A 23,306-nucleotide genomic window follows, 5' to 3' on the forward strand; every position below is an offset into this window, starting at 1 on the left:
TTATAATCAGCGAAGAATTCAAAAAGGCTTGGATTTTAAGACACCAAATCAAATGGCAGAAGACTTTTATCGGTTAGCTGCCTAGAATCTCCCAAGTGAAAGTCTCCTGCTAATTCAGCACACATCATACGTTACTATTTACAATAACATCCAATTTAACGAGCATCAAAAGTGCATTATCTAACCAAAATTATTAACGGAATAACAATTTGCTTCCTAGCATCAGTGAACTGCTATGCTAAAGATGAACCATCAAATGCTCATAATGTAATTGAATTTAAATGGTACGAAGCCAAAAATAATTACAACAGAATAATCAGAGAATCTAGAGAAGCCAAAAGGAATGATAGTGATTGTGAGGAAAAACTGGATAGCTGTGATAAAGATATGAAAAGCTATCTTTATTACCGGAAACCATTAGCTGCCGCAAAAGCTCGCTTAGATGCAGCTGAAAGCAAGCTATTTGAGAAAATGTCATTAGAATTTGATGCAGATAATGTTGGTGTTCAGAAAGATTAATACTTTTATAAGAAGCGGCGTAATCAGAAAAGTCTTGTCGCGTTAAATAATAGATATTCTTTTCAGAAATATCTAAACTAGCGATATGCTGTAGTGCTCCTGTTTTTGTCCTAGCAAAACTGTCCGCCTCATCCAAATACTGAAATATGAATTCTCTGAGTGTTTTTGCTTAAGTTGCACCTCAGGGTTCAACATTTTTTCAGGGTGCAATTCAATTTCTGCCTCTGCGCGTTTAATCCACTCATCAGCCAAAGACTTTTAGCTAAATGTTTTGGATTGCTTGAATTCTGGGTAGCCTTGAAGTTGTACGCGGACTTGAGCTCTATACCGAGTTGTACCGTCTTTTGTTTGTCGCTTAGTGACTGTACCTATAAATTTGCAACATTGAAATTTCGTGGTGCAAATAGGTTGCAACTAAAGAGCATTAAAAGTCAATACGAAGCGACTAAACGAAGTTAAACGAGGTTAAAAGATTTTGAGTAAAAACAATGTCATTCAAGAATTATTCGATCGTCCCATCGAGAGAAAACTGTGGGTGGCACCTATGGCAGGGGTTACAGATCGCCCATTTCGTACCCTTTGCAAATACTTTGGCGCTGGTCATGCTGTCAGTGAAATGATGACGGCAGATAAGACCTTACGCATGAGTAAAAAGAGTCTTTATCGTGCGAATTTTGATGGTGAAATAGCACCTATCTCAGCTCAAATTGCAGGATCAGATCCAGCTGAACTAGCTGAAGCCGCTCGCTATCAAGTGGCAAATGGTGCACAAATTGTCGACATTAATATGGGGTGTCCGGCGAAGAAAGTCTGTAATAAGTTGGCAGGTTCAGCGCTACTCAAAGATGAAGACTTGGTGGCTCGTATTTTAGATGCTGTTATTGATGCAGTTGATGTGCCCGTGACCTTAAAAACCCGTTTGGGCTATCTCAATGGCCATGAAAACATTATGCGTGTTGCGAAACGTGCCGAAGAAGCAGGGATTGCTGCATTGGCGCTTCATGGTCGTACACGTGAAGATATGTATCTGAATACGGCGCGTTATAGCTTAATTAAAGATGTGAAATCGTTGATCAATATTCCTGTGATTGCCAATGGTGATATTGATACACCTGAAAAAGCCAAATATGTACTGGATTATACCGGTGCCGATGCAGTCATGATTGGCCGTGCAGCTCAAGGTCGCCCATGGATATTCCGTGAAATAGGACATTACCTGACGACGGGTGAGCATATGGCGGCGCCAAGTATTATGGAAGTCCGTGACGTATTACTCGGACATTTATCTGAGTTATACGGTTTTTATGGTGAATATTCAGGTTGTCGAATTTCACGCAAACATATTGCTTGGTACACCAAAGGTTTACGTTCTAGTAATGAGTTCCGCCAAAATATGTATAAAGTTGAATCTACAGCAGATCAATATAAAGTCGTCGAGGACTATTTCAATCACTTACTTGATCATGGTCAGATCATGAGTGATGTTCAGGTTGATCATGTCAATTTGCTTGAAACCAAATAACTGAAAACCAAACGAAATATGTTCAATTCGATACAATGTAGGTCGATATTTAAGTTAGTTAGATTTATTGAAATAGATTAAAACTAATTTATTTTAAATGATTTGAAATCAGTATCTAATAAAAAGCCCTCGTTTTAGAGGGCTTTTTTAGGCATTCATGTTTGAATGACGCGTAGAGCTAAGTTTTAGTTGAAGCGCATTTCTAAAACCAATTGATTGATCAAGTCGGGTGCTTCAAATTCACGTATTTGAGAGACGTTGGTTCCCGCCCAAAAAGCACCATATTCATGTACACCATGCTTGCTAGCAGCGGCATGTAATTGTTTGCCTAAATCATAGCTATATGGGTAAGCCGGAACGGTCGGGCGTGTTGGTGTGTCAATATCTGTGTGCCAGTTATTGATAATGCCACGAGCAGGGCGGCCTGAAATACTTGATGTAATCTGCGTGATGGGTGCATCAAATAATGCTTTGCGATAAGCTTCATTTGCATTTGATGTTTTGCATTGCACAAAAGCAGTGCCCAATTGAACAGCATCTGCACCCAACTCCATAATTTGATAGGCCTGATGTCCATTCATAATGCCGCCAGCAGCAACAATGGGGCATTGAATATGGCGTTTCAAGAGTTGAACCAAATCACGAGTCTTGACGCTGCTATCAAAGTTTTCATTGAAAATGCCGCGGTGACCACCAGCTTCAATACCTTGAGCAATCACGATATCAATGCCTGCAGCTTCGATCAGTTTAGCTTCTGCTAAGTTGGTAGCAGAAACTAGAGTCAAAATACCCGCTTGTTTCAAGGCTTGGATTTGATGTGGATGTGGAATACCAAAATGGAAGCTTACCGCTTTAGGGCGCGTTTCCAGTAAGAGGTTTAGAAAATGGTCATTGTCTTTAAAGCTTGGATAAATACAGTTCAGTGCTTCTGGAGCTTCTGCATTATATTGAGCAAAGCGTGATTTAAATTGCATGATCCATTTGGCAGCAACTTGTTCATCGAGTTCTACTGTGTCATGACAAAAAAAATTGACCTGAAAAGGTTGTTCAGTGAGTTCTTGAGTTTGTAATATTTGTTGACGTGCATTCTCAACACTGCTTGCACCTAAACCCAGTGAACCAAGTCCACCTTGATTTGACACTTCTGCAGCAAGTTCAGGTGTAGAAACACCTGCCATTGGGGCAAGAAATATAGGGTGTTTGATGCCAAGTTTTTCTAATAAAGTCATGTGCATACTCCAATCACTCTAAATACTTTGCCCAAGCGAGTGAAATTAAGCAAATAATATTCGTTATTTCATATCAAAATGGTCTTATGCTTACACGAAAGTTGTACTTGAAATTAAGCGACACCTCGTGTCGTAGTAATGATGTATGACCCGACTTTTGAGGTGGATCCTTTTAAAATAATGCTGTGTTCACTTTAAATTTTATAATTCTCCCATGTCTGAACGTATCCGTGAAAAACTGCAAATTTTAGCTGATGCTGCCAAATATGATGTCTCATGTTCTTCGAGTGGTAGCAAGCGCCAAAATAAAGATAAAGGTCTGGGTAATACTGGAAACGGTATTTGCCATAGCTATACCGAAGATGGCCGCTGCGTATCATTGTTAAAAATTCTATTTTCCAATGTCTGTATTTTTGACTGTGCATATTGTGTGTCCCGTCGGAGTAACGACGTAAAGCGCGCAGCATTTACGGTACAGGAAGTGGTAGATTTGACCATGAATTTTTATCGTCGGAACTATATTGAGGGGCTGTTTTTAAGTTCGGGGATTTTTAAATCGGCGGATTACACCATGGAACGCATGTTGCAAGTGGTGAAAAAGCTGCGTTTAGAAGAAAATTTTAATGGTTATATTCATCTGAAGACCATTCCGGGGGCATCTCAGGAAATCATCACCGAAGCAGGTTTATATGTTGACCGTATGAGCATTAATTTGGAAATGCCGACAGAAGATGGTTTAAAAAAATTTGCACCTGAAAAAAGTCATGTCGAAGTCCAAAAAGACTTAGGTATTGTGCGAGATCGTTTGATTCAATTCAAAGATGAACGAAAAATAATACGTACAGTCCCCAAATTTGTACCCGCAGGACAAACGACGCAAATGGTGGTGGGCGCACATCAAGAGTCTGACCGTGATGTCATACTGATGGCAGACCGTCATTACAAAGAGTTTAAGCTCAAGCGTGTGTATTACTCGGGTTATATTCCAATTAATGAAGAGGAGCGTGCGCTGCCAGCTGTGGGATCTGCGCCACCTTTATTACGAGAAAATCGGCTGTATCAAAGTGATTGGTTGATGCGTTTTTATGGGTTTGAAGCGACGGAATTGGTCGATGAAGAGCATCCAAATTTAGAATTGGATATTGACCCTAAATTAGCGTGGGCACTGCGTCATCCCGAGCAATTTCCAGTGGATATCAATCGTGCTGATTATCAAATGATCTTACGTGTGCCGGGCATCGGTGTGCGTTCTGCTAAAAAAATTGTTCAAGCACGACGTTTTGGTAAAATTCATATCGACCAATTAAAACGTATGGGTATTTCCTACAACAGAGCACAACATTTTATACGCTGTGAAGATTCACCTAAATTTATTCGTGAACAACAGCCTCATCAAATAAGACAGCAGATTTTGCAAAGTGGCCAGTCGAAATATACGCAGCAAATTTCTCCACAATTGAACTTAGGTTTTTAGGATACAGTCGTGAGTATTTATGTCTTTGATGGCACGATGACAGGATTGTTAAGCTGTGTTTTTCGGGCCTTTCAATTTAAGCAATTTGACATTCAGATTTGTACAGATGGGCAAGTGCAGGCAGGTCTTTTCGCCGATGTCATTGATGTGGCTAGTCATGATGAACAAGCACAGCGGGTATGGCAAGGATTAAAGCTTAAAGCATCTGAAAGTGCTTTGAAGCAGTTTTATTATGCGTTTTTATCCGAGCAGCAGCAGGCTTTTCAATATTGTTTTAATTTTGCGATTTATGTGTTCCAGCAACAGCGTGATGTGTCTAAAAACTATGGTCATGCTGATGTATTAGGGATGAGTCAGTGGGCGAAGCAAGTGGGGCGTGAAAAGCACCGAATGGAAGCTTTTGTGCGCTTTAAAAAATGTCAGGATGGTTTGTTTATTAGTTTAGTCTCACCTGACTTTAATGTATTGCCTTTGATCGAACGGCATTTCAAATCACGCTATCAAGATCAACGTTGGCTGATTTACGATGAAAAACGCAATTATGGCATTTATTATGATTTAAAACAGGTGCATCAAGTGGATATGGATGCCACAACCATAGATAGGCAAATACAATCAGGCCATAGTCAATCCTTTAATATCGAACTGGATGATGATGAGGTTTTATATGATCAGCTTTGGAAAGATTATTTTAGAAGTGTCAATATTGAAGCCCGACGTAATATGAAATTACATGTGCAGTATGTGCCACGTCGTTATTGGCGTTATATGAATGAAAAAGCGATTTAGGTGCGAATCATCTAGCAATTTTCGGGCATAATGATTGCGCTTTTGATTGTTTAAATGAGACTTTGATGAAATTATTTCTTGTTACAACCGTTCTGACGGCAATGACGCTCACGGCGTGTTCTGCAAATGAGCAAGAAAAGAAAACATTCGATCCAAAAAGTTATCAAGTTGCCGATGCTGCTGGATTACAACTACGCTTTGAACAATTAAATCAAACTCTAGCTATAGATTTTAGCCAACTGAAAAAAGTAGAAAGTTTGGCTTTTTCAGACCAATCCGCTTTAGATGTTCAGAACTTAAAAACTTTAAATCAGCATTTTGTTGCCAACACCGCTTTAAAAAGCTCCAAAATTGCCTATTGCGAAGTAATGAATCATTATTTTGCCGAAATGTATCATCTCGGACATGTGAACTTGGCCTTGGTGAAAGACGTTAAACTACCAAATGCCGCAAACGAAGATTTGAGTCAGGTATTTGCGAATGCAGACCAATTTTATGATTTTATTATCAACCGCTATACCACATATAAACAGGCACAAGAAACCATGCAATATGGTTGTAATCTAAAAGCCGCAATAGCAGATTAAAAAAAGCCCCTCAATGAGGGGCTTTTTTTTACAGAAATTAGCAGCCTGTTAACTTTTCCGGTTGTGGACGTTCGCCAGGGAAGAAGATTGGACGTAGTTTGACGCCGATACCGTTCCCAATGAAGGCAAATACTAACCATAACCAGCCGTGTAAACTACCTGAAGCAATACCGCTGAAATACGCACCAATATTACAACCGTATGCTAAACGTGCGCCATAACCCAACATCAAACCACCGATCACAGCTGCTAGCAGTGAGCGTTTTGGGATATTAAAGTTCGGTGCAAATTTACCAGCAAGGCTCGCTGCGAGTAATGCACCGAGCATGATGCCGAAATTCATCATTGACGTGATATCAAACCATAATGACTCGGTCAGTGCTTTTGCATTTGCAGGTTGCTGCCAATATGCCCAAGATGCAACATCGATCCCCATAACACTTGCTGATTTTGCGGCCCATACGGCTAAGGCAGAGGTCACGCCCCAAGGACGGCCTGCAAGTGCGAGTGTGGCAAAGTTCAGTAAAGTTAGGATAATTCCGCCCCAAACCAATGGCCATGGACCACGTAGAAAACGTTTCCAGCCGTGTTGCATTGCTTGCGGCTCAACCTCAAGCTGACCATGGCGTTTCTTTTCAAAGTAAACTGTTGCTGCGGCAATGATTGCAAAAAGCACAAAGTTTAATGCCAGTGCAGGAACTACACCAAAGCTTTTGACTAAAGAAATCGGCTCAAAGTGGGGAAGGTCAAACCACCATTGAATATGTGAAGTTGCAATCAATGAACCTGTACAGAAGAAGATCAGCGTTACAATCATGCGTGCACTACCTGCGCCCACAGTGTACAGGGTACCTGATGCACAGCCTCCGCCAAGTTGCATACCAATACCAAAAATAAAGGCACCGATCATCACGGACATTGAAACAGGATTAACGTTACCTTTGACTGGGTTGCCAAATAATTCACCCGCACCTAAAGCAGGGAAGAAGAGCAGTACAGCCAATGCCAACATGATCATTTGTGCACGCAAGCCACGACCACGACGCTCTTTAATAAAGACACGCCAACTCGAGGTGAAACCAAAAGACGCATGATAAAGGGTCATACCCAAAGCACCACCAATTAAAAATAGTAATGCTTGGTTAACGCCTACAATCAGATAAGCACCAATGGTACCTAAAATTAATAAAATAAAAGCCACCCAAATCGATATATTGGATCGATTGGCTGGCGCAGCAATAAAAGACATGGAAAAAAAAGCTTAAAAAATGTATCTCTATTTTACGGTTTTTATATATTGTAAAAATTAATATTGTTTAGAATTCACACAATCATTGCTGTGAATAATTGATTTTCAATATTTGTAAAACTGATAAAAGAAACATTAAACTGGATTTACATTAAATAAAGAACCAATCCAACTTGAAAATAGCATGGCTGCAATGCCCCAGAGTGCAACACGTAGACTGCCTTTCAACATAGAAGTACCTGCTGCATAACTGGCTAAGGCACCGAGTAGTGCTAGAGAAATCACGCCAACGGCCATAACGGTTTTTTCAATATGCATGTCAGCACTGACCATGATCGCAACCATCGGAAATATTGCACCAATTGAAAAGGCTAAAGCCGATGATAGCGCTGCTTGAACGGGTTTTGCTGCTGTATTGTCATGGATTCCAATTTCATCTCGGGCGTGGGCTTCAAGTGCATCATGTGCAGTTAATTGGACTGCGACTTCATGGGCCAGTGTAGGCTCTAAACCACGTTGAATATAAATTTGGGTAAGTTCTTTAAGTTCTAGCTCAGGGTTCTTTTGTAGTTCTTTATGCTCCATGTGAAGATCTGCTTTTTCGACGTCTTCTTGAGATTTCACAGAGATATATTCACCCGCCGCCATAGAGGTTGCACCAGAGATGAGTCCTGCAATGCAGGTAATGAGTAAGGTATGGCTAGAAGCACCACTTGCAGCCATGCCCATAATTAAACTAGTGACGGAGATAATGCCATCATTTGCACCGAGTACAGATGCACGTAGCCAACCTGTACGTTCCATAAAATGTTTTTCGGCATGATGTGAGTAAGACATTATTTTCTCTAAGTTTGTTATTTATATGACCTCATAAGATTGACCTGACATCAGTTAAATTTCAAGTTAAAAATAGATTGAAACAGTAAGTTGAATAAAATACAGATGTAAAAAAAGCACCCGAAGGTGCTTTTTTTTATAAAATGCTTATTGCTGCGCTTTTTCTTTCACGTCAGCTGCACCTTGTTCAACAGCACCTGCTGTTGCAGCAGTTGCGTCTTTAGCTGCTTCTTTGGCATTGTGTGCAGCAGCTTCAGCATTTTCTGCAGCATTTTCGGCTGCTGTCGCAGTTGCAGTTGCAGCATTATCAACAGCAGTCGCTGTCGCAGTTGCCGCATCTGAAGTTGCATCAGCGATGTCATGGCCTGCTTGGTCAGCAGCGTTTTCTAAGTGTTCACCAGTTGTTGCACCTGTTTCTGGCGCTTTGTCTTTATTACAGCCAACAAGTGCAACAGTTGCAGCCAAACCTAAAGCAACAAGTAATTTATTCATTTTGATCTTTCCTTTTTTTGTTATGCCCGTAGCATGGGCTGAATTTATATTAGCTGAAAAAATATTTAAAAATCGATCAAAAATTGTTGATTTAGTGTAATTTTATCCAGCTTATTTTGTAGTTTGAAAGGCTTTATATCTGCTTATGGTGTTAAGGATTTTGAGTAAATAATTCTTCAATTGAGTTAACAAGTAGATAGAGAAATTCACTGTCTTCATGGCGCCATAAATATATTTCTTCCCCCAATTGTGTATCGTCTACCGTACGCATCAATAAATAATCGCCATCGCCGTTATGTGCAATAGCAATGCTGTTTTCAGGGAAGTCTTCTATTTCACTTATGGATTGATGTTCTACGGCTAGATGATTCATCGTACGTTTTATTCTTTTCACATCGCTGGTGTCTTGGAAGGGAAAAAGCCACCAAGCTTCGATGTCATCATCATCTTCAAATTCATCCGCATTAGAAAAGCTAATGCCGAATTCGCCACCATTTTCAATTTGCATTTTGGCTTTATATTTTTCTGGAAACTTAAATCCTAATTGTTCTTCAGTTGCAGTAATAAATTTTAAGTCTAATGGAAAGGGCATGATGTTGTTCTTAAATTATTTTGGTGATTTATGAATAAGCTAGGCGTAAATTTTAGTCAATATTTTTTACACTCGTTATTTTTATTCTAGATGATTTAGTTATGGACATATGGGGCATAAAAAAGCCTGCAATCAATGCAGGCTTTTTTGGGAAATTAATCTATTAAGATTAAAGACCAGCAGATGCTTTAAGCGCTTCCACTTTGTCAGTTTTTTCCCATGTAAATGCTGTATCAGAACCTTCACGACCGAAGTGACCATACGCAGCAGTTTGTTGGTACATCGGTTGGATCAAGTTCAACATACGAGTAATACCGTATGGACGTAAGTCAAAGTGTTCACGTACAAGTGCAATAATCAAATCTTCAGATACTTTTGCAGTATTGAATGTGTTGATCGAGATAGATGTTGGTTCTGCAACACCAATCGCATAAGACACTTGAATTTCACATTTGTCAGCTAGACCAGCAGCCACAATGTTTTTAGCAACATAACGGCCTGCATAAGCAGCAGAACGGTCCACTTTTGATGGATCTTTACCAGAGAACGCACCACCACCGTGGCGAGCCATACCACCGTAAGTATCTACAATGATTTTACGGCCTGTTAAACCACAGTCGCCTACAGGGCCGCCAATGACGAACATACCTGTTGGGTTGATGTGGAATTTAGTGTCTGCATGGAACATTTCAGCAGGAATCACTTTTTTCACGATTTCTTCAATTACCGCTTCTTTTAATTGAGCTTGGGTAATTTTTGGATCGTGCTGAGTTGAAAGTACAACTGCGTCTAAGCGAACTGGCATACCATTTTCATAAGCAAATGTTACTTGGCTTTTTGCATCAGGACGTAACCAAGCAAGTTTGCCTTGTTTACGTAGTTCAGCTTGTTTTTCCATCAAGCGATGTGCATATGAAATAGGTGCCGGCATAAGCACATCAGTTTCACGGCTTGCATAACCAAACATTAAACCTTGGTCGCCCGCACCTTGATCTTCAGGTTTTTGACGGTCAACGCCTTGAGCAATTTCAGGTGATTGTTTCCCGATCATGTTGATCACGGCACAAGTTGAGCCATCAAAGCCAAGATCTGAATGGTGGTATCCGATACCATTTACGGTATTACGAACAATCGCTTCAAAGTCAACATTTGCAGTTGTTGTGATTTCACCGGCAAGTACAACCGCACCCGTTTTTACAAGCGTTTCACAAGCAACCCGTGCATATGGGTCTTCTTTTAAGATTGCATCCAAAATAGCATCACTGATTTGGTCAGCCATTTTATCCGGATGGCCTTCGCTTACAGATTCCGAGGTAAATACAGCGTACTCGCGCATAAGTCCTATCACAGTTAAATTTAAAGACGCAATATGTTACATCGAGAAAGCGTTTAGGACTAGCTTAACATGACCAAATTGGATGAAATTAATTCATTTCAATGACTTTTTAATTGATATAGGCATCTAAAAAATTGATATGAGCTATGGATTTATCAATTTAATTTTTTATGATGAGATAAAATTGAGATATTTTTGTTTTGGCACAAGCAACAATGTGATTAGGCGTTAAAATGCCTAAAGTAGCATTTTAAGTGAATCAATTATAAGAAAAAATCAAATCAATATCCTGAGATTTATCAATAATGAATGTCATGAACTGCCAGAATATGACTGTAAACGACAATTATTCGTTTAATTTGAAAAATAAAACACAATAAGTACGCGCTTTTGAGACTTGGTACGCAAATTGCCTATTTGTCATTACGTTGAATGGGGAAACGTAATGAAACAGTCTGGTTTTACACTCATTGAAATCATGATGGTAGTGGCAATTATCGGCATTTTGGCTGCAATTGCTACTGTATCTTACAATGGCTATGTCGCTCGAGCGCAAGTGGCTGAAGTTTTAACAATGATTTCATCCTATAAATTGAAACTGATTGAAAATTATTCAGAGGAACAAAGCTGTGTAGATTTGAATACAGCGCTGAATGAAAGTATCAGTACCAAATATATTGCGAGTAGTGACATTACTGATGTGGCAGGAACGTGTTCAGTGGTTTTTACGTTTAAATCAACAGATGTCAATTTTGCTCTTCGCTCAAAGCAGATCTATTTTAATATTCCAGATGATTTAAATGGTGCTTGGAATTGTCAATCGGATGATATTTCGCAGCGAAATTTACCTGCTACATGTCGTGGGATCTAAAGTATTGAATGTGAAACCGTGAGTATATTGGATCAGTGCTGATTTCACAGGGATGAGTATGCTCTTAGAGTTTCACAAACATTCATAGGTTTCTTTATTGAATATATTTCATATTTCTAATGGTCATTTATCTGGATCGTCTTTGGCTGCTATTTATATTCACAATTTCCATTCGATGTATTGGACTTTTATCAATTACGAAGCGTTTGCTTTCGCCACTAAACTCTAAATATGCATTGCGCTGTCATTGATTCGCCATATAAAAGCGTCACTGTATACAAAATAAACGACATGCATAGGCTTGAAATTGAGCAATAAGCACCCAAAATACAGGTGGTGCAGGAATAATTAGCGAAAATTTGCCCCTGAGGCTTTACCCATTCCGCTTTTTTTAAGACAATATGCGCATCTTTGAATTCTTATTCATCTTACTCTTTTAAACCATTTGTTTGGACTCTGACCTATGACAACCCCGCTTAACGAACGTCGTATTGCAAACGCAATTCGTGTATTGGCAATGGATGCTGTGCAAAAAGCAAATTCAGGACATCCAGGTGCTCCAATGGGGATGGCAGATATTGCTGATGTGGTATGGCGTGAATTCCTCAACCACAACCCTGCAAACCCACAATGGGCAAACCGTGACCGTTTCGTATTGTCAAACGGCCATGGCTCTATGTTGCAATATGCGCTATTGCACTTAACAGGTTATGACCTGTCTATTGAAGATTTGAAATCATTCCGTCAATTGCATTCTAAAACGCCAGGTCACCCAGAATTGGGCTATGCACCGGGTATCGAAACAACGACTGGTCCATTGGGTCAAGGTATTGCGAACGCTGTAGGTTTTGCACTTGCTGAAAAAACTTTAGCGGCTCAATTCAATAAAGAAGACATTACAGTTGTAGATCACAACACTTACTGTTTCTTAGGTGACGGCTGTTTAATGGAAGGTGTTTCTCACGAAGCATGTTCATTGGCTGGTACTTTGGGTCTAGGTAAATTAGTTGTTTACTACGATGACAACGGCATCTCGATTGACGGTGAAGTAGAAGGCTGGTTCTCTGATGATACAGAACAGCGTTTCCTTGCATACGGCTGGCAAGTACTTAAAGTTGACGGCCATGATGCAGACGCAATCCGTGCGGCAACTGTTGAAGCAAAAGCTGAAACTGCGAAACCAACCTTAATTATCTGTAAAACCATTATTGGTTTAGGTTCACCAAACAAACAAGGTAAAGAAGATTGCCACGGTGCGCCGCTTGGTAATGACGAAATCGCTTTGACTCGTGAAGCTTTGGGCTGGACAGAAGGTCCATTTGAAATTCCTGCTGATGTTTATGCAGCTTGGGATGCAAAAGCCAAAGGTACTGCTTCTGAATCTGCTTGGAACGACACATTTGCTGCTTATGCTGCTAAATATCCAGCAGAAGCAGCTGAACTAAAACGTCGTCTTTCTGGTGACCTTCCTGCTGACTTCGCAGCAAAAGCGGATGCTTATATTGCTGAAGTAAATGCTAAAGCTGAAACAATCGCTACTCGTAAAGCTAGCCAAAATGCCATTCAAGCATTTGCACCACAGCTTCCAGAAATTCTAGGTGGTTCTGCTGACCTTGCAGGCTCTAACCTGACTTTATGGAAAGGCGCAGAAGGCGTTGAATCTAACCCAGCGGGTAACTACGTTCATTACGGCGTACGTGAATTCGGTATGACTGCGATTGCTAACGGTGTTGCACTTCATGGCGGTTTCGTTCCTTATGTAGCAACATTCCTGATGTTTATGGAATATGCGCGTAATGCAGTACGTATGTCTGCATTGATGAAACAGCGTGTGATTCATGTGTATACCCATGACTCAATTGGTCTAGGTGAAGATGGTCCTACACACCAACCTGTAGAGCAAATTGCATCTTTACGTGGTACACCAAATCTGAACACTTGGCGTCCATGTGACACTGTAGAAGCGTCTATTTCTTGGAAATCTGCGCTGCTTCGTTCAGAAGGCCCTACAGCGTTAATCTTCTCTCGTCAAAACTTGCCATTCCAAACTCGTACAGCAGATCAAATTGCTGACGTTGCGAAAGGCGGTTATGTTCTTGCAAAAGAAAAAGGTGAATTGAAAGCAATCATCATTGCGACAGGTTCAGAAGTTTCATTGGCAATGGATGCTTACGCACAGCTTGAAGGCGTACGTGTTGTTTCTATGCCATGTGCTGAAGAATTTGTAAAACAAGATGCTGCTTACCGTGAAGCGGTTCTTCCAGCTGCGATCCGTGCGCGTGTTGCTGTTGAAGCTGCGCATGTGGACTACTGGTGGAAATTTGTAGGTCTTGATGGTCGTGTAATCGGTATGACGACTTACGGTGAATCTGCTCCAGCAAAAGACTTGTACCAACACTTTGGTATTACTGCTGATGCTGTTGTTGCTGCTGTGAAAGAAATTACCGCTTAATCTGTAAAGATTAACCGTAATAAAGACGCCCCAGAGAAGGGGCGTTTTTTATTGCAGAGATTAAATTTATTTTTAATTGTGAAATAACGATTTGTAACGAATGAATTAAAGCATTGGTTTAAAATTAATTCATTCATGCAGTATTCAGCCACGGGTGCAATGTTGCCCCAAGTGAGGAAACGATGAGCCTTTATGATCAGATAAATGATGAAATTGTACTGATGGATGCTGGTGAACAGAAATGGATTGGCACAGACTTAGAGCTTGAAGCCATGGTTGCAGTAGAATTGATGCTGCAAGATTTGCAAGAAGACAAAGTGATTAAGATTCGCCGTAAGAACCATGAAAAGCATACAGGTCTAAAACAGGTAGATCGGATCTTGGTTGAAAAGCTATAAGCTGAATGGTTAAAAAGTCCGAATCTTCGGGCTTTTTATTTGCCTATCGTATTTATAAAACAGATAAGAAAACGTTCTTTCAAGACTCATCATGTTTAAAAAGAGCGCATAAAATACAGTGTTTTCAACACAAAAAGCTTTATTTCAGTTATAAAAATCCAGTGCTCATTTAAAAAGACATCAAACGTGTAAATACAGATTAAAAATTTAACAGAAATATCAAAAAACCAATGGCAGCCGCTCTGGGAGCTGTATTTAGAATTTTATAAAAGTCAGGTGGTGGATGCAGTGACCGAGCGAACATGGCAAAGGTTACATGCTGCTGAGTGCGAACATATGTATGGCTTTGCAGCCGTAATTGAACATCAAGTGGTTGGGATCGTGCATGTCATAGAACATGAGAGCTGCTGGAAATTGCAGCCTTATGCCTATTTGCAAGATTTATATACGCTTGAAGAATATCGCGGGCAGGGTATTGGCAAGGCGCTGATCGCGAAAGTGAAAGAATATTGTGATCAGCGGCAGTGTGACCGTGTGTATTGGCTTACGCATCAGGACAATGAAACTGCGCAAAAGCTGTATGATCAAATCGCGAGAAAAACCGGATTTATCCAATACCGCTGTCATTAACTCAATGTAAAAAGCTATTCCAAATCAACAGCAGCTTTTGCGCATCTAAGTATTAAGCTGAAACTTTAAAGTTTTTAGCTGAGTCAGCATCTTGCTGAATGATCCATTCTCCACCTACGCGGAATGATGATGCAGAGGCATAGGTATCTTCCATAAATTGGAAAAAGCTGATTAAACCATTTTGAACTTTGGCTTTAATTGAAAAAGGCGAGGTGAAAGTATTTTTTGCATAGACTGAGGTGTAGGTGAATTGACCAAATACAGCTACGGTTTCATCTTCAGCGATCATATCCGTGATTTGAAAGTCGTCGATATTCCAGTAGGTCCCGACGTTGGCAAAGGTATAAATATAAATGTCTCTGCCTGTGCCAGACCCAGCCCACGGCTCAATTTGTTTCAGTTCTGGGTTGCTGAAGTTTAGGGAAACATACGCTGCGTCTTCTGCAACCAGCAGTTGAGTTGCATTTTCGACGAGTTCTTTTGAAGTATTCATAAGAAATGCCAACACGACATCTTTGGGAGTTTTAGTCTTTAAGGCTTTTTCAATAGCCAGCGATTGTTCTGTCATTTTTGGGTACTCAGATTTTTATGATGTCTAAAAATCTTAAGTGGATTTGTTTAGAAAACCTACAACTCAGATAGGTTGATGTTTCCTAAATTTAGGATAAATAACTCATGGATCAATTAAATTATTAATTATTTGAAATATATGTGAAATTTAATAATTCAGAGTGGTTGTAGATGCTGCTACAGATTTTACAAAACTATCGTTCTAAACATGCAACAAAACGTTTTATCTTTAAAGCTGTAATACGGCTAAAAACCTATAGACTTAATAGTATTCAATAGTGAGATAAAAACATGAACTTTAAAGCATTAACAATCGGTTTGGCGGTAGCATCAGTTACAACAATTTCTATGGCAAAACCTGTTGCCTATCAAATTGATCCTACTCATACAGCAACAGTATTTACTTGGAATCATTTTGGTTTCTCAACGCCTTCTGCAAACTTTAGTGACATTCAAGGGACAATTAATGTCGATAATGCAAAACCTGCAAATTCGTCTGTGAATGTGACGATTCCATTATCGAGCTTAAATACCAATGTCAAAGCATTAGATGATCATTTAAAAACAGCTGACTTCTTTGATGCTGAAAAATATCCAAATATCACGTTTAAAAGTACAAAAGTTCAAGCGATCAGCAAAACTAAATACAAAATCACGGGTGATTTAACAGTTAAAAATGTGACTAAACCAGTGGTATTGGATGCTGTATTGAACAAGCAAGCCGTTCACCCAATGACTAAGGCGGAAACGATTGGTTTTAATGCAACGACTTCTTTTGATCGTTCAGCATTTGGTGTCGGTGCATATGTACCAAATGTAGGCGACAAAATTACGGTAAATATTACGACTGAAGCGGCTGTATCTACAGCAAAGGCAGCAGCGAAATAAGATTTAGCTCCCTCAGCTAAGTTAAGAAAGCACCCATTTGGGTGCTTTTTTATGTCTTATTTAACTGGTGTGTGATCAACTGCGATTGAGCAGCAATAGGCAGCCAAAACTGATGAAAATTCCACCGGTAATGGCGTCAATTTTTTTACTAAATTTTTGATAGTAATGGGTCATTTTAGGTGCTGAGAATAAGACCGCAACCAATGCAAACCAAATCAAACTTTCAATAAAGACTAAAGCCAATAAAGAGCTTTGATCAAAAATGCTGACCTTTGCACTGATCCCAATGGAAAATACACTAGTGAAATAAACCAATGCTTTAGGATTGGCCATATTGGTCAAGAAACCTTGGAATAACAGCGTCAAAGGCGATTTTTTCTGTACAGCTTGCTCGGTTGGTTTCGTTATTGTGCCGAGGTCTTTACTCCATGCAGATTTTAATAACTGAGAGCCTAAATATAAAAGATATAAGCCACCCAAAATCATGAGGCATTGTTGTAACCAAGCCATTTTTTGAAATAGAAAATGTAAGCCACTTATTGCACAAATTGACCAAACTAAAATACTGAGTGATATACCTAATGCGGCAAATAATGCATGTGATCTGGATTGTCGAATAGCACTTTGAGTGACAAAAAAGAAGTCTGGGCCTGGGCTGATGAGAGCAAAAAAGTGGATGAGCGCAATGCTGAGTAAGGGAGTCATTCTAATGGCTTATACGTTTTGAAGTGCAACCGTTATAAGCCATTTAGCTTTAAATTAATAGCTGTTTTAAAGCTCAAGCTCTTGTAAGAATTGTTGCAAAATAAGGGGAGCAACACGTTCTAAATGAGGTGCATGTTGTTGGCTTTCCATGCGTAAATTTGGGATGTTAATTTGTGCTTTATGCAGTTCACATGTATGCCCAATTAGCCATTTTTCCATGGCCTGTGTTTCTGCTTCAATATGAAACTGTAGAGCTAGAATATTGGGCCCATAGCTAAACGCTTGATTTGGATAAATTGCTGAGCTGGCGAGTAACTGTGCATTTACAGGTAAATCAAAGGTATCACCATGCCAATGCAGTACAGGCACTTGATCTAATGGCGCTAATATATTGTGAGTAATAGCATGAAGTTCTAAGTTGCTCCAACCGATTTCTTTGCTATGACCTGCATAAACTTTCGCTCCCAATGCATGCGCAATTAGCTGAGCACCTAAGCAAATGCCTAAAGTCGGTAAATTACTCTCTAAACGTACTTTAAGTAAGTCTATTTCTTTTTGTAGGAAAGGGTAGTCATTAGTTTCATAAACTCCGATCGGGCCGCCCAAAATGATGGTAAGCCCTGTATGTTGCATAGCTTTACTGAGGTCATCGATACCAGCTTCGAAGTATCTCACCCGATAACCCAGTTGATAAAATACATCTTCCAATGAACCCAAATCTTCAAATGCAAGGTGTTGAATGACGTAAATGGTTTCGTTTAATGCAGTACTCATAGGGATTTTTCAGGATTAAAATTTCAAAATAGAATGTAGCTTGAATTGTCGGAGATTAAAAAGGAAAACTGTAAATTTTTCACAATTGCGAAAAGAGATAAATATAGAAGTTGGCTGAAGCGTATTGTTTTTTTCTTTGAATGATTAGGTCTGAAAATTGAACATAGCATTTAAAACTTTTGTACTGTGAAGTAAGGGATTCTCGAAAGACTTTATTGGCAAAATTTATGAGAAAAAGTGCATGATATTTTGATAAAGCTTTGGTTTAGTATAAAAAAAAGATGAAAAACCAATGGAAAAGCGTTTAGAGATGCGTATGATGAAATCTTCGACAAACAACAGTTCATTTTTCTTTTAATATCATCACATAATTAGATAACTGATTTTAAAAGTAAAAAAATATAAGCCAGGGAACTTGTATGCAGTCAAAACATAATCGAGATGCCAGTCTCTTGCATGCGATACATAAAATTTTATTGAAGGAATGGGACCCTTTAGGGATTCGCCGTATTCCTGCTTTACGTGATGAATATGATGATTATTTGCCCAATATTTTTAAATTAATTCAAGAGGATTCAAGTGAATCAGAAATTTTTGAATATTTATGGTGGGTCGAGCAAAAGGTCTTAGAGAAAAAAGGGCAGAAGGAACATACCCTAAAAATTGCGAAAATGTTGAAGGCAATTGAGCGCTAGTTTGCGGTCATGTACGAATAAAAAAACCGATACGTATCCGTATCGGTTTTTTTAGTTTAAATCTCATTGGAAGCTCTTAGAAACGGTTTAGAATTTCTTTTCTAAGGTAAACATAAAGCTTGGAATTGCTTCATTGATACGAGATTGGTATAGCGCGCCAGAACTTTGTTCTTTTAACACTTCTTTATAATCTGAGCTGAGAATATTACGTGCATTCACAGATGCAGACCAATTTTGATCAAAGCGCTTAGTAAAACTCACATCCATATTGACGCGTTCATTGCTGGTGCGATTGTACGGTTCGTTACTCAACGCACGTGTATATTCAGGGGTATAATTGAGGTTCACACTTGTTGCAATACGCCACGGTTGATAGTTATAAGATAAACCAGCACTTGCGGTATAAGGTGCAACATCGCTTGCCAAACGATCAGAGCCGTCAGTTTCTTCAATTTTTGCACGTACAGTTGAAAGTTGAGCATTCAACATAAATGAATGGCCATTATCCGTTTGCTTCAGTGCATAGCGTCCAGAAATTTCCACACCATAGGTGGTTGCACTGTCTTGGTTATATGGGCGTTCGACAAAACGGCAATCGGTATTTCCTGTTTCACAACGACCACCTGTAGCATTTTCTGACAGAATCGATTTTTCGATATAGTCATTAATCTCTCGATAATAAGCTGTAATATTTACACCGCCAGCAGGGGTGTTATAGCCTAAGGTTGTTTCGTAAGCATTAATAGTTTCAGGTCTTAGGTCAGGATTACCACCACGATCAGGGTTGTTTAGTGTCCCTGCATCGCTATCTGTAGAAACTGAAATAGTCGGCATTAATTGATTGCTACGTGGGTTTTTAAAAGCCTGACTCAAATTGGTTTGAAGTGACCATTGGTCATTAAAGTCAAAACGGTGTGCTAATACAGGACTTAAATGCTGATCTTGATAATCCACTAAACCTGAACGATCAATCCACTCTTGGCGTACACCTAGAGTTAAGGTTTGGCGCGGCGTATATTTCCAACTTCCTTCAACATAAGCAGCATACAATTGTTCATCTAAGGTCGCTGCAATATTGCTTTCAAGTTCATTGCTACGTAGATCAGTACCAAATTTTATTTGGCGTTTTGAGTCGAACTTGCGGACACCGTCGTAGCCTAAGCCATATTCATTAATTTGTTCATCAATATATGATTGAGAATTTCTATACTCTGTTAATTCCGTTTCATTTTGCTGCTCGATTGATAAGCGAATTTTGTCGGAATTACCTTGGTCTTTACGCTCATATCGTGTGTTGAGTCGAATGCTGTCATTTTTATCTTTTTGGACTTGGGTGCCACTTGTGCCTTTGCTTTCATTGTTGCGATAAAACATTTCAGCGACCAATTTTTGTTGATCATCAAGTTGATATTCAACACGTGGGGTAAGCATTTGCGACGTACGATTGGTGATGCGTTTCTGGGTTTTCGTTCCTGTTGCATCTTGTGTACGGGTGAGCGTATCTGAATCATTCCACATTTGGCTCCCAGATAAACTATAGATCCAAGGGTCTGAACGACCATCCATTTGAAAGTTTAAATTAGTGCGTTCTTCTTCACGTGTATTTGACTTTGTTAGACCATAACCAGCACGTACAGAACCACTCAAACGCGTGCCATTTAGTGGTTCTTTTAAAATAATATTAATGACAGCAGATGAAGCAACCGAGCCTTGAGCTACACTTGGTTGTTTGGTGATTTCAAGGCGTTCGATCATTTCCGGTGTAATGCTATCAACAACTGACATGCCACCACGAGGACCACCTTGTACAGGTTCACCATTGATTAAGAACACGGGTGCGCCACCACCACGAAAACGCATGCCGCCAGCACCTGCACCACCACGTGGACCACTGCCAGCACCGGGGAGTTGAAACCCTGCAGCACGACGCAGTGCATCATTGATGGACTGATCGCCAAATTTCAACATTTCATCACGGCTTATGATGGTTTTTGCGACAGCACTGATATCTGGGTCTTTGGGCTTAGTGCTGGCTGTTGGAACTTCAAATGTTAAAGCTTCCATTTGCTGAACTGCTGCAGATTCTTGGGGATTTTGAACAGTATCTGCGGCCCAAATTGATGTTGAGATCGTAAGTAATGCGTAACTTAAGCTGGTCAGTTTGAGTGTGGTGTGCGCGCCGTGCATTATTTGGTTGTCCAAATGTAATTTTGGCAAAGAATAACGGAAAATTATGGAGAAAAATTGAGGAAAATAGCCTAGATGAGCATTTCATCAGATTATTTTTTAACAGGTAGGTGAAAGGTTGTGTGGCAATAGGGGAAGCCTTATTCGTTGGGGGAAAATTAAGGCCTATTAACGTCGCTACAATATAATAAATCACTGATGACGCAGTAGCATCAGAAGCGTACTTTGCTTCAAATAATAAAGATACGCGGTCATGTCATCCGCAATTGTTTGAGACAGGACGACTTCTCTTCAAAAATGTTTTTGCGATACGTTGAATAATTTGACGGTAATGAATGAGTTTTGTCAGTGAAGTCATTGCACCGCAAGATGCTTTCCTTGCGAAGCTTCGCATCTCATTTTGCCGAGTGAGAAACAACGTCTCGTAAGAGTATTTCCAGCCGAAAGCTAATCCCTGTATTTAATCCCTAAATGTAAGACTCCGTCGAATAGACTTATATATTATTTTAAAAATGCGAAATTGCTTTCATGTGCATAACATGAGTAAATACATCTAAAAATAAGCCTTTGAAGAAAAATTTAAACATAAAAAAACCCTCATCTTTCGATGAGGGTTTTTCGTATTCTGGAGCGGGAAAGGAGACTCGAACTCCCGACCCCAACCTTGGCAAGGTTATGCTCTACCAACTGAGCTATTCCCGCAATGAGGTGAATTATAGAGAATTTCACACAGCTGTCAACTCTCTATGCTTCTGTTTGCTTAATTAATCAGCACGGCGCCAAATAGTACCTTGACGTGTATCTTCCAGAACTACGCCCTGATCCAGTAAAGACTGACGAATTTCATCTGCTTTGGCAAATTCTTTGGCCTTTTTCGCATCTTTACGTTGTTGAATTAAATCTTCAATTTGCTCTTCAGAGAGACCTAGTGCTTCTTGACCAATATCTGATTTTAAAAATTCATCAACATTGTGCTGAACCAAACCTAAAATATTGGTCAAGTGACGCAATGTCGAATAATACACAGCCGCTTGTTCAGCATTTTCATCTTTTACGGCACGGTTCAATTCTTTGTTGACTTCAAACAATACCGCAATTGCTTCTGCGGTGTTGAAATCATCACGCATAGCGGCATTAAAGCGCTCAACTAAAGCATCATCCAAAGTTTCTACGGTTTTTTCACCATAGACTTGCTGATAAGCTTTAAATGAATGATAGAAACGGGAAAGGGTATTTTTCGCTTCTTTTAAAGCAGTGTCAGAGAAGTTTACTGGGCTACGGTAATGTGATGACACAATAAAGAAGCGAATCACTTCAGGGTGGAATTTATCCATCACATCACGAATAGTGAAGAAGTTACCTAAAGACTTCGACATTTTTTCGCCATCGACATTAATAAAGCCGACATGCATCCAGTAATTAACATACTGTTCGCCAGTAGATGCCTCAGATTGCGCAATTTCATTTTCATGATGCGGGAAAGTTAAGTCTGAACCGCCACCATGAATATCAAAATGGTTACCTAAGCAGCAGGTCGACATCGCGGAACATTCAATATGCCAGCCCGGACGGCCATTGCCCCAAGGCGAAGCCCAAGAAGGTTCATTTTCTTTGGCATGTTTCCAAAGCACGAAGTCAAAAGGATGTTTCTTTTCTACTTCTACATCAACGCGTTCAGAAGCACCAGCCTGCATATCGTCAAGTTTACGACCCGAAAGACGACCATATTTGGCAAACTTTTCAACTTCAAAATAAACATCGCCATTTGCAGATGGATATGCTGTACCTTTGTTAACCAAGTTACCAATCATATTCTGCATTTGATCGATATAGTCTGTTGCACGTGGTGCTTCATCAGGTGCTGCACAACCTAAATTGGCAGCATCTTCGTTCATGGCCTTGATAAAGCGATCGGTTAAAGCAGTAATGCTTTCGCCATTTTCATTGGCGCGGGCAATGATTTTGTCGTCAATATCGGTAATGTTGCGAACGTATTTAACGTTCCAGCCCTGACTGCGCAGGAAACGGATAATGTAGTCGAATGCAACCATAACTCGAGCATGACCAATATGACAGTAGTCATACACGGTCATTCCACAGACATACATGTCGATATGTCCTTCTTTACGAGGTACGAATTCTACTTTTTTACGTTGCTCTGAGTTATATAGAACAAAAGGTTGCATAGGTCTTCAAATTGTTTCTACCAAAAGATGGCTCATCTTAACCTAAGCATTTTTATTCATAAAGTTAAAACCCAAAAAAGCAGATATTTTTTAATGCTTGATGTAATTGTACTGCTGGAAAAAGAAGTTGAAGGCTCATTTGATTCGGGCTGAATTTCATTTGAGAGTTTAATTCAATTTATCTGTTCCTAAGTTAAAAAGAAGAAATGCATCTTTTCTGCATAATTCATGAATTCTTATACATTTGGAAACGTGCTATTTGCATAGATATGATAAAATTGTGAAAATTTTTTATTTTGAAAGTGAGAGCGCACCTCTCACGGC

At 39.7% G+C, this 23,306-nt stretch carries 22 protein-coding genes, 1 tRNA gene and 1 pseudogene; 11 read left to right on the forward strand and 13 right to left on the reverse strand.

All coding sequences use genetic code 11. From position 1 onward, the window contains the following. Positions 1-171 precede the first annotated feature (171 nt). Positions 172-519 carry a hypothetical protein gene (locus tag FTV27_RS10035; protein WP_180078315.1) on the forward strand — a complete coding sequence of 116 codons (348 nt, stop codon included), beginning with the start codon at positions 172-174 and terminating at the stop codon, positions 517-519. A gap of 16 nt (positions 520-535) precedes the next feature. Here the strand turns inward: FTV27_RS10035 and FTV27_RS17205 are convergent. Beyond that, a pseudogene (locus FTV27_RS17205) lies at positions 536-891 on the reverse strand (site-specific integrase); the annotation flags it as partial. 145 nt (positions 892-1,036) lie between these two features. Between FTV27_RS17205 and dusB the strand changes: the two are divergent. Next, on the forward strand, positions 1,037-2,041 hold the full coding sequence (gene dusB / locus FTV27_RS10040; RefSeq protein WP_373687151.1) for a tRNA dihydrouridine synthase DusB: 1,005 nt from the start codon (positions 1,037-1,039) through the stop codon (positions 2,039-2,041). 185 nt (positions 2,042-2,226) lie between these two features. On the opposite strand, the gene FTV27_RS10045 is transcribed toward dusB, so the two are convergent. Then, complete coding sequence (locus tag FTV27_RS10045) at positions 2,227-3,270, reverse strand: nitronate monooxygenase family protein (protein ID WP_180078322.1); 1,044 nt, start codon at positions 3,268-3,270, stop codon at positions 2,227-2,229. Between the two features lie 214 nt (positions 3,271-3,484). On the opposite strand from FTV27_RS10045, the gene FTV27_RS10050 reads away from it, so the two are divergent. The 3 genes from FTV27_RS10050 (at position 3,485) to FTV27_RS10060 (ending at position 6,120) form a co-directional block, all read left to right on the forward strand. After that, positions 3,485-4,744, forward strand: a complete 1,260-nt coding sequence (locus FTV27_RS10050; protein WP_180078325.1) for a putative DNA modification/repair radical SAM protein — start codon at positions 3,485-3,487, stop codon at positions 4,742-4,744. A 9-nt stretch (positions 4,745-4,753) separates the two neighbouring features. Further along, positions 4,754-5,533, forward strand: a complete 780-nt coding sequence (locus FTV27_RS10055) for a TIGR03915 family putative DNA repair protein (RefSeq protein ID WP_180078327.1) — start codon at positions 4,754-4,756, stop codon at positions 5,531-5,533. Positions 5,534-5,598: 65 nt separating this feature from the next. Further along, complete coding sequence (locus FTV27_RS10060; protein ID WP_180078329.1) at positions 5,599-6,120, forward strand: hypothetical protein; 522 nt, start codon at positions 5,599-5,601, stop codon at positions 6,118-6,120. A 37-nt stretch (positions 6,121-6,157) separates the two neighbouring features. Here FTV27_RS10060 and FTV27_RS10065 read toward each other — a convergent pair whose 3' ends face one another. From FTV27_RS10065 to metK, 5 genes are all read right to left on the reverse strand, one after another. Continuing rightward, on the reverse strand, positions 6,158-7,369 hold the full coding sequence (locus FTV27_RS10065) for a YeeE/YedE family protein (protein WP_180078331.1): 1,212 nt from the start codon (positions 7,367-7,369) through the stop codon (positions 6,158-6,160). Between the two features lie 135 nt (positions 7,370-7,504). Continuing rightward, positions 7,505-8,206, reverse strand: coding sequence for a VIT family protein (locus tag FTV27_RS10070; protein ID WP_078193578.1), 702 nt, complete (start codon positions 8,204-8,206; stop codon positions 7,505-7,507). Between the two features lie 147 nt (positions 8,207-8,353). Then, positions 8,354-8,698 (reverse strand): hypothetical protein, encoded by a 345-nt coding sequence (locus FTV27_RS10075; protein WP_078193577.1) that lies wholly within the window; start codon positions 8,696-8,698, stop codon positions 8,354-8,356. A gap of 151 nt (positions 8,699-8,849) precedes the next feature. Then, complete coding sequence (locus FTV27_RS10080) at positions 8,850-9,290, reverse strand: SMI1/KNR4 family protein (protein ID WP_180078333.1); 441 nt, start codon at positions 9,288-9,290, stop codon at positions 8,850-8,852. A 169-nt stretch (positions 9,291-9,459) separates the two neighbouring features. After that, the gene (gene metK, locus FTV27_RS10085; RefSeq protein WP_078188779.1) at positions 9,460-10,626 is read right to left on the reverse strand and encodes a methionine adenosyltransferase; all 1,167 of its coding nucleotides are present in this window, start codon (positions 10,624-10,626) and stop codon (positions 9,460-9,462) included. A gap of 445 nt (positions 10,627-11,071) precedes the next feature. Between metK and FTV27_RS10090 the strand changes: the two genes are divergently transcribed. The 4 genes from FTV27_RS10090 to FTV27_RS10105 all read left to right on the forward strand — a co-directional run bounded on the left by FTV27_RS10090 (position 11,072) and on the right by FTV27_RS10105 (position 14,977). Then, positions 11,072-11,497, forward strand: coding sequence for a pilin (locus FTV27_RS10090; protein WP_180078335.1), 426 nt, complete (start codon positions 11,072-11,074; stop codon positions 11,495-11,497). Between the two features lie 463 nt (positions 11,498-11,960). Further along, complete coding sequence (gene tkt, locus FTV27_RS10095) at positions 11,961-13,949, forward strand: transketolase (RefSeq protein ID WP_180023835.1); 1,989 nt, start codon at positions 11,961-11,963, stop codon at positions 13,947-13,949. A 182-nt stretch (positions 13,950-14,131) separates the two neighbouring features. Next, a complete protein-coding gene (locus tag FTV27_RS10100; RefSeq protein WP_078188774.1) occupies positions 14,132-14,347 on the forward strand; it encodes a hypothetical protein in 216 nt (71 codons plus the stop codon). Between the two features lie 192 nt (positions 14,348-14,539). Further along, positions 14,540-14,977: a GNAT family N-acetyltransferase gene (locus FTV27_RS10105; RefSeq protein ID WP_180078471.1), complete on the forward strand. Its 438-nt coding sequence runs from the start codon at positions 14,540-14,542 to the stop codon at positions 14,975-14,977. Between the two features lie 52 nt (positions 14,978-15,029). On the opposite strand, the gene FTV27_RS17215 is transcribed toward FTV27_RS10105, so the two are convergent. Further along, complete coding sequence (locus tag FTV27_RS17215; RefSeq protein ID WP_249748735.1) at positions 15,030-15,545, reverse strand: nuclear transport factor 2 family protein; 516 nt, start codon at positions 15,543-15,545, stop codon at positions 15,030-15,032. Between the two features lie 293 nt (positions 15,546-15,838). Between FTV27_RS17215 and FTV27_RS10115 the strand changes: the two genes are divergently transcribed. Continuing rightward, on the forward strand, positions 15,839-16,435 hold the full coding sequence (locus FTV27_RS10115) for a YceI family protein (RefSeq protein ID WP_078188771.1): 597 nt from the start codon (positions 15,839-15,841) through the stop codon (positions 16,433-16,435). Between the two features lie 75 nt (positions 16,436-16,510). Here the strand turns inward: FTV27_RS10115 and FTV27_RS10120 are convergent, their stop codons facing one another. Together FTV27_RS10120 and FTV27_RS10125 are read right to left on the reverse strand one after the other, a co-directional pair. Beyond that, a complete protein-coding gene (locus FTV27_RS10120; protein ID WP_180007745.1) occupies positions 16,511-17,140 on the reverse strand; it encodes a LysE family transporter in 630 nt (209 codons plus the stop codon). A gap of 66 nt (positions 17,141-17,206) precedes the next feature. After that, positions 17,207-17,914 carry a glutamine amidotransferase gene (locus tag FTV27_RS10125; RefSeq protein WP_180078337.1) on the reverse strand — a complete coding sequence of 236 codons (708 nt, stop codon included), beginning with the start codon at positions 17,912-17,914 and terminating at the stop codon, positions 17,207-17,209. 419 nt (positions 17,915-18,333) lie between these two features. Here FTV27_RS10125 and FTV27_RS10130 point away from each other — a divergent pair, with 419 nt between their 5' ends. After that, positions 18,334-18,609, forward strand: coding sequence for a hypothetical protein (locus FTV27_RS10130; protein WP_078193570.1), 276 nt, complete (start codon positions 18,334-18,336; stop codon positions 18,607-18,609). Positions 18,610-18,696: 87 nt separating this feature from the next. On the opposite strand, the gene FTV27_RS10135 is transcribed toward FTV27_RS10130, so the two are convergent. The 3 genes from FTV27_RS10135 to cysS all read right to left on the reverse strand — a co-directional run bounded on the left by FTV27_RS10135 (position 18,697) and on the right by cysS (position 22,982). Beyond that, positions 18,697-20,796 carry a TonB-dependent siderophore receptor gene (locus FTV27_RS10135; protein WP_180078339.1) on the reverse strand — a complete coding sequence of 700 codons (2,100 nt, stop codon included), beginning with the start codon at positions 20,794-20,796 and terminating at the stop codon, positions 18,697-18,699. A 626-nt stretch (positions 20,797-21,422) separates the two neighbouring features. Continuing rightward, a tRNA-Gly gene (locus tag FTV27_RS10140) sits at positions 21,423-21,498 on the reverse strand. A gap of 62 nt (positions 21,499-21,560) precedes the next feature. Continuing rightward, positions 21,561-22,982, reverse strand: a complete 1,422-nt coding sequence (gene cysS, locus FTV27_RS10145; RefSeq protein WP_180054468.1) for a cysteine--tRNA ligase — start codon at positions 22,980-22,982, stop codon at positions 21,561-21,563. Positions 22,983-23,306 lie beyond the last annotated feature (324 nt).

Source organism: Acinetobacter sp. YH12251, assembly GCF_013417465.1.
GTDB classification, from domain to species: domain Bacteria; phylum Pseudomonadota; class Gammaproteobacteria; order Pseudomonadales; family Moraxellaceae; genus Acinetobacter; species Acinetobacter amyesii.